The sequence below is a fragment of the Streptomyces sp. UH6 genome (assembly GCF_013421635.1).
In the GTDB taxonomy this organism is placed as follows: Bacteria; Actinomycetota; Actinomycetes; order Streptomycetales; family Streptomycetaceae; genus Streptomyces; species Streptomyces abyssomicinicus.
The window spans coordinates 1-9,795 of the sequence record NZ_JACADT010000114.1 but is presented as its reverse complement, the minus strand read 5'-3'; the positions used below and the strand labels follow the sequence as shown (position 1 = coordinate 9,795).

Genomic DNA, 9,795 nt, shown 5'->3' with positions numbered 1-9,795 from the left:
TGGTCACCGCGCGTTCCTGCCCCTGCGGGCTGCCCCAGCCGTACGACGCCTGCTGCGGGCGGTTCCACTCCGGTGCCGCCTCCGCCGCCACCGCCGAGCAGCTGATGCGCTCCCGGTACAGCGCCTTCGTGCGGCTGGACACCGGCTACCTGCTGCGGACCTGGCATCCGCGGACGCGCCCCGCGGAACTCGACCTGGACCCCGGGACCCGCTGGACGGGCCTGGAGATCCTCGCCACCGAGGGCGGCTCGGCCTTCCACACCACCGGCACGGTCACCTTCCGCGCCTCCTACCGCGGCGGCGCCATGACGGAGCACAGCCGCTTCGCGCGCGAGCCCGGCTCCGGGGGCTGGCTGTACGTGGACGGCGACGTCTCGGACTGACCGGGCCCCGGCGTTCAGGCGCGTCCGCGGAACTCCCGCAGCCGGCGGTGGGCCTCCAGGCCGTCCGGAACCCACTCCCAGGTGTCCAGCCGGGCGTCGATCTCGTCGTCGGTGAGGAAGCCGTGCCAGGCGACCTCCTCCGGCTGGGGCCGGACGGGCAGGTCGCACCGGACCTGGTAGACGGCGGACCACCAGCTGCGGCCGGCGCCGTCGTCGTAGAGGAATTTGAAGAGGAACTCCGGCCGCGGCAGCCCGCTCACCCCGAGCTCCTCCTCGGCCTCCCGCAGGGCGGCCTCGTCGTAGGACTCCCCCGCGCCGACCACACCGCCGACGAAGGTGTCGTACAGGGAGGGGAAGACCAGCTTGGTCGCCGTCCTGCGGTGGGTGAAGACGCGGCCCGAGGCGTCCCGCGCCTCGACGAACACGCACCGGTGCCGCAGGTTCAGCGCGTAGGCCTCCCCGCGGGGCCGCCGGTCGACGACGCGGTCGTGCTCGTCGACGATGTCGAGGATCTCCTCCGCGGAACGCGCGGCGTGCGAGGGGTCGGTGTCGCTCATGCCCCCATCCAACCCCACCCCCGCCGCGGCGGGGGTGGGACGGGAGGGGACCGGCGGACGACGCGAAGCCCGCGGGCCCGGGGCGTCAAGAACCCGGGACCGCGGGCGGTCGGGAGAGGCGCCGCGTCACCGGACGGACGCCGTCGCGTCGTCAGACGAACAACGACAGCAGCAGGACCATCGCGCCGGCGACCACCGAGATCACCGTCTCCATCACCGACCAGGTCTTGATCGTCTGGCCGACGGAGAGTCCGAAGTACTCCTTGACCAGCCAGAATCCCGCGTCGTTGACGTGGCTGAAGAAGACCGAACCCGCGCCGATGGCGAGGACCAGCAGCGCCGTCTCGGCCGGGGACATGCCGGCCGCGAGCGGGGCCACCAGACCGGCCGCGGAGATGGTCGCGACGGTCGCCGAGCCCGTGGCGAGGCGGATCACCACGGCGATGAGCCAGGCGAGCAACAGGGCGGGGATCGACCAGTTGTCGGATATCTCGAGGATCATCTGCCCGACGCCGGAGTCGATCAGCGTCTGCTTGAAGCCGCCGCCCGCGCCGACGATCAGCAGGATGCCGGCGATCGGGGCGAGGGACTTCTCCACCGTGACGGAGATGCGCGCCTTGGTGAACCCGGCCGCGCGGCCCAGCGTGAAGAGACCGACGATCACGGCGGCCAGGAGGGCGATCATCGGCGAGCCGATGACGTCGAAGACGCGCTGGACGGAGTTCTCCGGGTCGTCGACGACGATGTCGACGAGCGCCTTGGCCAGCATCAGCACGACCGGCAGCAGCATGGTGGCCAGGGTGGGCGCGAAGCCCGGGCGCTTCTCGGGGTCCTGGTCCTCGTCCACGGCGGGGACCATCCGCTCGGGGGCGGCGACGTCCACCCAGCGGGCCGCGTAGCGGGAGAAGAGCGGGCCGGCGACGATCACGGTGGGGATCGCGACGACCAGGCCGAGGGCCAGGGTGAGGCCGAGGTCCGCGTCGACCGCGTCGATGGCGGCCAGCGGGCCGGGGTGCGGCGGGATCAGGCCGTGCATCACGGAGAGGCCGGCGAGGGCCGGGATGCCGATCCGCATCAGCGAGAAGTTGCCGCGGCGGGCCACCATCAGCACCACCGGGATCAGCAGGACGACGCCGACCTCGAAGAACAGCGGCAGACCGATCACCGAGGCGATCAGCACCATCGCCCAGGGCATGGCCCGGCCGCGGGCCCTGGCCAGGATGGTGTCCACGATCCGGTCGGCGCCGCCGGAGTCCGCCAGCAGCTTGCCGAGGATGGCGCCGAGCGCGATGAGCACGCCCACGCCGGAGACGGTGGAGCCCAGACCGGTGGTGAAGCTGGCGATGGTCTTGTCCAGCGGAGCGCCCGCGAAGGCGCCGAGGGCCAGCGAGCCCACGGTCAGCGCCAGGAAGGCGTGCAGCTTGAACTTGGTGATGAGCACGACGATGACGGCGATGCCCGCGAGCACGGCGAGGCCCAGGTGGGCATGGCCGGCCGAGGTGATCGGCTCGACGGCGTCCGCCGCCAGGGTCTCGACGCTGAGTCTGGTCACGGTGGTTCCTTGCGGGGGGGTACGGGGAGGTACGGGTGGGGGGATCGGACGTGGGGGGAATCCGGGGGCAGGGGGGTGGTCAGGGCAGGTCGCGCAGGGCGGCCTCGGCCGTCCGGGCGATCTCCTCCGGTGCGGCGGAGAGGTCCACGACGACGCCGGCCTCGTCCGGCCGGAGCGGCTCGAGCGTGGCGAACTGCGAGTCGAGCAGCGAGCGCGGCATGAAGTGGCCCTTGCGGCCGGACATCCGCTCCTCGATGAGCTCCCGCTCGCCGCTCAGGTGGACGAAGAACAGGCCGGGCGCGGCCGCGCGCAGGCGGTCGCGGTAGATCCGCTTGAGCGCCGAGCAGCTGACCACGCCGCCGCTCGCGCAGTGCTCGTCGGCCCAGGCGCCGATCAGGTCCAGCCAGGGGGCCCGGTCGGCGTCGTCCAGCGGGGTGCCGGCCGACATCTTGGCGATGTTGGCCGGCGGGTGGAAGTCGTCGCCCTCGGCGTAGGGGACGCCGAGGAGTTCGGCGAGGCGGCGGCCGATCGTGGTCTTGCCGGTGCCGGCGACCCCCATGACCACCACGACCGGTGGGGCGGGTATGGCGGGAGTGGGGGCCATGGCGTTCTCGCAGTCCTCGTCGACTTCTGGTTGTCGGGGGACACTGAAACCCAAGTGATGTGACAAATTCAAGCCCTGGACCGTAAAAAGTCTGACTTTTGCGGTGTGCGGCATCCCATACCCTGATTCCATGACCGTCCAGGCCCGCGGGCTGCACGCACAGGTACTCCACCGCCTCGGGCACGCGATCACCGCCGGTGACCACCCGCCGGGAAGCGTCCTGCGCACCGACGAGCTCGCCCAGGACCTCGGGGTGTCGAGGTCCGTCATGCGCGAGGCGGTGCGGGTGCTGGAGTCGATGCAGCTGGTCGCCTCCCGCCGCCGGGTGGGCGTGACGGTGCGGCCGGTCGAGGAGTGGAACGTCTACGACCCGCAGGTCATCCGCTGGCGGCTGGCCGGCGCCGACCGCCCCCGCCAGCTGCGCTCCCTCACCGTGCTGCGCTCCGCGGTGGAGCCGGTCGCGGCCGGGCTGGCCGCGCGTCACGCCTCCGCGGAGCAGTGCGCGGAGCTGACGCGGTGCGCGCTCGGCATGGTCGCCACCTCGCGCGGGGGGCGCCTCGACGAGTACCTGGTGCACGACGTCGGCTTCCACCGGATCGTCCTCGGCGCCTCGGGCAACGAGATGTTCGCCCGCCTCGGGGACGTGGTGGCCGAGGTCCTCAGCGGCCGCACCCGCCACGAGGTGATGTTCGAGGACCCGGACCCGGCCGCCGTGACGCTGCACGTCAGGGTCGCGGAGGCGGTCCGGGAGGGCGACGCCGGGGAGGCCGAGCGGCTGACGCGGGAGATCACCGTGGGCGCGCTGCGCGAGCTGGACGTGCTGGCGCCGTAGCCGCGGAGGGCCCCGGGGACCGAAGGGCCCTCGCCAAGGTTGTTCCCGTCACGTTAGGTTCGGACTATGGACGGCATACCGACCGGTCGGCATCATGATCGGGTGTCTTCGTTGTCGCCCGAAGGAGCTGGAGAATGAGCCGCCCCGACCATCCGCCAGGCCTGGACCTGGACCGGCTGCGCGATCTGCTCGTCCGTGAGCGGCCCGGTCTGCTCCAGGGCGAGCTGTCCGCCCGCCTCATCGAGGGCGGCCGGTCGAACCTCACCTACCACGTCACCGACGGCGCCGGCCGCTGGGTGGTCCGCCGCCCGCCGCTCGGCCACGTGCTGGCCACGGCGCACGACATGCGCCGCGAGCACCGCGTGATCAGCGCCCTGCACCCGACGGCCGTGCCGGTGCCGGCGCCGGTGCTGCTCTGCGAGGACGAGGAGGTGCTGGGCGCGCCGTTCTACGTGATGGAGTTCGTGGCCGGAACGCCCTACCGGACCACCGAGCAGCTCGCGCAGCTCGGTCCGGAGCGCACCCGTGCGGCGGTGCTGGGGCTGGTCGACACCCTCGTCGAGCTGCACTCGCTGGACCCGGAGACGGTCGGGCTGGGCGACTTCGGCCGCCCGGAGGGCTTCCTGGAGCGCCAGTTGCGGCGCTGGGGCAAGCAGCTGGCCGCCTCCCGCAGCCGTGAGCTGGCCGGCATCGACGAGCTGCACGCGGCGCTGGGCCGGAAGCTGCCCGGCTCCCCGGCGCCGGCCGTGGTGCACGGCGACTACCGCCTGGACAACGTGCTGATCGGCGACGACGACCGGATCAAGGCCGTCCTGGACTGGGAGATGTCGACCCTGGGCGACCCGCTGACCGACCTGGGCCTGCTGGTCATGTACAGCACCCCGCACGGTCTGCCGGGCTCCCCCGTCTCCACCACCGCCGAGGCCGCCGGCCACCCCGACCCGGCCGAACTGGTCGAGCGGTACGCCGCGCTGTCGGGGCGTGACGTCTCGGCCGTCTCCTGGTACACCGCCTTCGCCTGGTTCAAGCTCGCGGTGATCCTCGAGGGCATCCACTACCGCTACACGCTCGGCCAGACCGTCGGCGGCGGCTTCGACCGCATCGGCGACCTGGTGCCCCTCTTCATCGAGCACGGCCTCACCACCCTTCAGGAAGGCTGATCATGGACTTCGCGTTCGACGCACGCACCGAGGAACTGCGCGCCGACCTCCTGGACTTCATGGAGGAGTTCGTCTACCCGGCCGAGCAGGTGGCCCGTGAGCAGCGCGCCGCGCTCGCCGACCCGTGGGAGCACGTGCCGGTCCTGCACGACCTGCAGGCCGAGGCGCGCCGCCGGGGGCTGTGGAACCTGTTCCTGCCGGACGCCGAGTACGGCGCGGGGCTGACCAACCTCCAGTACGCGCCGCTCGCCGAGATCACCGGCCGCTCCCCCCAGATCGCCCCGGACGCGCTCAACTGCGCGGCGCCGGACACCGGGAACATGGAGCTGCTGAACCAGTTCGCGACCGAGGAGCAGAAGAAGCAGTGGCTGGAGCCGCTGCTGGCCGGCGAGATCCGGTCCGCCTTCGCGATGACCGAGCCGGAGGTGGCCTCCTCGGACGCCACCAACATCACCACCCGGATCGAGCGGGTCGGCGACGAGTACGTGATCAACGGCCGCAAGTGGTACATCTCCGGGGCGATGAACCCGGCCTGCCAGATCTTCATCGTGATGGGCAAGACCGACCCGGACGGGGCGGACATCCGCCGCCAGCAGTCCATGGTGCTGGTTCCGCGGGACACCCCGGGGCTGCGCGTCGAGCGGGCCATGACGGTGTTCGGGTACGGGGACGAGTACCACGGCGGGCACGCCGAGGTCGTCTTCGAGGACGTCCGGGTGCCGGTGTCGAACCTGGTCGGCGAGGAGGGCGGCGGTTTCGCCATCGCCCAGGCGCGGCTCGGTCCGGGCCGGATCCACCACTGCATGCGGCTGATCGGCATGGCCGAGCGGGCCATCGAGCTGATGTGCCGCCGCGCGGTGTCGCGCGACGCCTTCGGCAAGCCGCTGGCGCAGCAGGGCGTGGTGCAGAACTGGATCGCCGACGCCCGGGTCGCGGTGGAGCAGCTGCGGCTGCTGGTGCTGAAGACGGCGTGGATGATGGACACGGTGGGCAACAAGGGGGCGCACACCGAGATCCAGGCGATCAAGATCGCGACGCCGCGGACGGTGTGCGGGATCCTGGACCAGGCCATCCAGCTCCACGGGGCGGGCGGCGTGTCGCAGGACTTCCCGCTGGCGGAGCTGTACGCGGGGGCGCGGACCCTGCGGCTGGCGGACGGGCCGGACGAGGTCCACCAGCGGTCGCTGGCGCGGCGTGAGCTGAAGAAGTACCTCTAGCGGAACGGCGCGGGGGCGGGACGGGTCCGGTACCCGTCCCGCCCCCGCGCCGTGCGTCCCGCCGAGGCCGTGCGTCCCGCCCGCGCGGTGCGTCCCGCGTCAGGGCCGCAGCGCGCGCAGCAGCAGGTCGGCGAGGTGGTCGGCGACCTCGCGGGGGCTCAGCGGACCGTTGGGCCGGTACCACGTCGACAGGTGGTGGATGGAGCCGAAGTGGTAGTCGACCACCAGGCTGGCCGGCGTGGCCCGGGAGAAGACCCCGGACTCCTGCCCCTCCTCGATCAGCCCCTTGAACTGCTCGTGGTAGCGCCGCCGTTCGGCCCGCACCTGCTTGTTCTTCTCGGGGCTGAGGTGGTGGATCGACTGGAAGAAGATCGACGCGTCGTCGAGGTTGTCGATGGTGGTGACCACCACGTCCGCCGCCGCGTCCCGCAGCCGCCGCTCCACCGGGGCGTCCATCCGCGCGAAGTGGTCCAGCCGCTCCTGCTGGAGCCGCAGCACCCGGGCGTAGACCTCGTGGAGGAGGTCTTCCTTGGAGCCGAAGTAGTGGTACAGCGCGCCCTTGGTGACGCCGGCCGCCTCCACGATCTCCTGCACGGAGGTGCGGTCGTAGCCGCGCTCCGCGAAAAGACGGGTGGCGGCGGCCAGCAGCCGCTGGGGAACGGGCGTGCCCGTGCCCTCTCCGTCCGTCGTCCTGGCCATCGTGCCGCCACCTGTCCTTCCGGTTCTTCTTCTGCGGTCGTGCCGATAGGGGGAGCCGTCCGGCCGCCGGACGCCGTCCGGCCGCCGGGAACTACTTCGTTCCGCGCAGTTCCCTCCGCAGGATCTTGCCAGTCGCCGTCTTCGGCAGGTCCGGCAGGATCTCCACCAGCCGCGGATACTTGTACGCGGCCAGCCGCTCCTTGCAGTATGCGGCGAGCTCGTCGCCGGTGGCGTCGGCCCCCGGGCGCAGCGAGATGTACGCCTTGACCGTCTCGCCCCGGTAGCCGTCGGGCACGCCGACCACGGCGGCCTCGCGGACCGCCGGGTGGGTGTAGAGGACGTCCTCCACCTCGCGCGGCCACACCTTGAAGCCGGAGGCGTTGATCATGTCCTTCTTGCGGTCGACGACGTACAGCCAGCCCTGTTCGTCCATGAAGCCGATGTCGCCGGTGCGCAGCTCGCCGTCGGGGAAGGTCTCGGCGGTGGCCTCCGGGCGCCGCCAGTAGCCGGGGACCACCTGCGGGCCCTTCACCACGATCTCGCCCTGCTCGCCGAAGGGGACCTCCTGGCCCAAGTCGTCGAGTATGCGCACCACCGTGTCGGCGCCGGGCACGCCGACGGCGAGGGTGCCGGAGACGGGGTCGACGGGGGCGCGCAGGCCGCCGGTGACGGAGGCGCAGGGGGCGCTGCACTCGGTGAGCCCGTAGCCGTTCTGGATGTACGGGCCGAAGGCGGCCTCGAACGTGTCCACCAGGGCGGGCGGCAGCGGGGCGCCGCCGGACGAGATCTGCGCGAAGGAGGTGAAGTGGTCACGGCTCACCGACGGGTGGGCGGCCAGCGCCATGAAGGCGGTGGACGGGCCGACGGTGTACGCGGGGCGGTGCTCCTGGAAGGCGTCGAGGACCACGCCGGACTCGAACCGGTAGGCGAGCACCAGGCTGCCGGCGCTGTTGAGGGCGGCCAGGAACTGGCAGACCATGCCGGTGATGTGGAACAGCGGGGCCAGCGCGAAGTAGCGGGCGTGCGCCGGGAGTCCGAGGCCGGTGGCCTGCCGCTCGGCGTTGTACATCAGGTTGCCGTGCGTGTTGGTGGCGCCCTTGGGGGTGCCGCTGGTGCCCGAGGTGTAGCTGATCAGGGCGATGTCGCCGGGGCCGGTCTCCCGGCCCTCGGGGGCGGCGTGGCCGGCCCGGGCGGCCTCGGTGAGGTCCTCGGCGTCGGCGGCCACGGGCAGGCGTGCGAAGTCGAGGACGCGCCGGTCGTCGCGGGCCTGGAAGTCCAGCTCGCAGGCGGTGAGGGCGAACTCGACCGGGGTGCCCTCGGCGGCGTCCCGCAGGTAGGCCTCCCAGGCGCGGTCGGAGCAGATCAGCGCCTTGACCCCGCCGTCCTCGAGGACGTGCCTGACCTCGCCGGTCTTGTACATCGGGTTGACCGGCAGCACGATCGCGCCCGCCTTCCACGCGCCGAGGACGGCGAGCACGAAGGCCGGGGAGTTCTGCAGCAGCACGGCGACCCGGTCGCCCTTGGCGACGCCGCGTGCGGCGAGGCGGCCGGCCACCGAGTCGGTGAGGGCGTCCACCTCCCGGTAGGTGAGGCGGCCGTCGAAGTAGGCGAGGAAGGTCTCGTCCGCGCGGGTGGCGAGGGCGCGCCGCAGGGCGTCCACCGCGCCGGCCGGAGGCGTCAGCGGCGCCTTCTGGGCGTCGCTCAGCAGAGCGAGCCACGGCTTGGCGGCGTACCGGGATTCGGTCGTCATCGGATGCTCTCCCACTTCTGGTGCAGACGGTTCATGTGCGTCAGCCAGCGCTCCGGGTCGGCCGCCCTGGCCGCGTAGTACTCGGCGACCTCCGGGTGCGGGAGGATCAGGAAGCGGTCCTCCTCGATCCCCTTGAACAGCGCGTCGGCCACGTCCTCCGGCTCGATCGCGGTGGGGGCGAGGACCAGGTCGCCCGCGCTGCCGGAGCCGGACAGCATGTCGGTGCGCACGCCCTGGGGGCAGATCGCGTGCACCTTGACCCCGCGGTGGCGGTAGGTGAGCGAGAGCCATTCCGCGTGGGCGTAGGCGGCGTGCTTGGTGGCGCTGTAGGGGGCGGCGCCGATCATGGTGAGCAGCCCGGCCGCGGAGACGGTGGCGACGAAGCGCCCGTCGCCGCGTTCCAGCCACTCCGGCAGCAGCGCGCGGGCGGCCCGCACGTGCGCCATCACGTTGACGTCCCAGGCGCGTTCCCAGGCGTCGTCGTCCGGGGTGAGGCTGCCGTCGCTGCCCGCGATGCCGGCGTTGGCGCAGAAGACGTCGATCCGTCCGCCCAGCGCCTGACGCGCCGCGCCGAGGACCTCCGAGGCGTCTCCCGGGACGGCGGTGGCGCCGATCTCCCGGGCCACGCCCTCCGCCTTCCCCGCGTCCAGGTCGTTGACCACGACCCGGGCCCCCTCGGCGGCGAAACGCCTGGCCATCGCGGCTCCGATGCCGCCTCCCGCCCCGGTGACGACGACACGGGCATCCTGCACGGCTTCCACCATCGGTCTCCTCCGACACGACGTGACACGGCGCTGTCGCCGCTGGACTGCGGCGTCAGACTAACCGGTCGGTATGTAGCGCGGAAGGGGTTGGGACAGGGCCGTTCGGTGATCGGGCGGAACGGCGGCGGGTGGAGCACCCCTCGCGTGGGCATGACACACGGCACCGGCCGCCCCACAGGGATGCCGGAGCACCACCGGAGCGGGGAAAACCCGCCGGCACCACACCACGACGCACGGAGGTCACGCACGATGAGAGTGTCCAGACGAGGCCTGCTCA

At 72.5% G+C, this 9,795-nt stretch carries 10 protein-coding genes; 4 read left to right on the top strand and 6 right to left on the bottom strand.

What is annotated here, in order from left to right; genetic code table 11:
- Window positions 1–383: YchJ family protein (locus HW445_RS09315; RefSeq protein WP_257230950.1), on the top strand; the 383-nt coding region annotated here is incomplete at its 5' end.
- A gap of 14 nt (window positions 384–397) precedes the next feature.
- Here HW445_RS09315 and HW445_RS09310 read toward each other — a convergent pair.
- The 3 genes from HW445_RS09310 to HW445_RS09300 form a co-directional block, all read right to left on the bottom strand.
- A complete protein-coding gene (locus HW445_RS09310) occupies window positions 398–940 on the bottom strand; it encodes an NUDIX domain-containing protein (protein ID WP_180220554.1) in 543 nt (180 codons plus the stop codon).
- Between the two features lie 151 nt (window positions 941–1,091).
- On the bottom strand, window positions 1,092–2,492 hold the full coding sequence (locus HW445_RS09305; protein WP_180220553.1) for a GntP family permease: 1,401 nt from the start codon (window positions 2,490–2,492) through the stop codon (window positions 1,092–1,094).
- Between the two features lie 79 nt (window positions 2,493–2,571).
- Complete coding sequence (locus HW445_RS09300) at window positions 2,572–3,096, bottom strand: gluconokinase (RefSeq protein WP_180220552.1); 525 nt, start codon at window positions 3,094–3,096, stop codon at window positions 2,572–2,574.
- Window positions 3,097–3,226: 130 nt separating this feature from the next.
- Here HW445_RS09300 and HW445_RS09295 point away from each other — a divergent pair, with 130 nt between their 5' ends.
- The 3 genes from HW445_RS09295 to HW445_RS09285 all read left to right on the top strand — a co-directional run bounded on the left by HW445_RS09295 (window position 3,227) and on the right by HW445_RS09285 (window position 6,305).
- A complete protein-coding gene (locus HW445_RS09295; RefSeq protein WP_180220551.1) occupies window positions 3,227–3,928 on the top strand; it encodes a FadR/GntR family transcriptional regulator in 702 nt (233 codons plus the stop codon).
- 134 nt (window positions 3,929–4,062) lie between these two features.
- Window positions 4,063–5,088 carry a phosphotransferase family protein gene (locus HW445_RS09290; RefSeq protein WP_180220550.1) on the top strand — a complete coding sequence of 342 codons (1,026 nt, stop codon included), beginning with the start codon at window positions 4,063–4,065 and terminating at the stop codon, window positions 5,086–5,088.
- A gap of 2 nt (window positions 5,089–5,090) precedes the next feature.
- Window positions 5,091–6,305: an acyl-CoA dehydrogenase family protein gene (locus tag HW445_RS09285; protein WP_180220549.1), complete on the top strand. Its 1,215-nt coding sequence runs from the start codon at window positions 5,091–5,093 to the stop codon at window positions 6,303–6,305.
- A gap of 99 nt (window positions 6,306–6,404) precedes the next feature.
- Here HW445_RS09285 and HW445_RS09280 read toward each other — a convergent pair whose 3' ends face one another.
- From HW445_RS09280 to HW445_RS09270, 3 genes are all read right to left on the bottom strand, one after another.
- The gene (locus HW445_RS09280) at window positions 6,405–7,004 is read right to left on the bottom strand and encodes a TetR/AcrR family transcriptional regulator (RefSeq protein ID WP_180220548.1); all 600 of its coding nucleotides are present in this window, start codon (window positions 7,002–7,004) and stop codon (window positions 6,405–6,407) included.
- A gap of 91 nt (window positions 7,005–7,095) precedes the next feature.
- Complete coding sequence (locus tag HW445_RS09275; protein WP_180220547.1) at window positions 7,096–8,754, bottom strand: AMP-binding protein; 1,659 nt, start codon at window positions 8,752–8,754, stop codon at window positions 7,096–7,098.
- Window positions 8,751–9,518, bottom strand: coding sequence for an SDR family oxidoreductase (locus HW445_RS09270; protein WP_180220546.1), 768 nt, complete (start codon window positions 9,516–9,518; stop codon window positions 8,751–8,753). The genes HW445_RS09275 and HW445_RS09270 overlap by 4 nt, the downstream gene beginning before the upstream one ends.
- Between the last annotated feature and the right edge of the window lie 277 nt (window positions 9,519–9,795).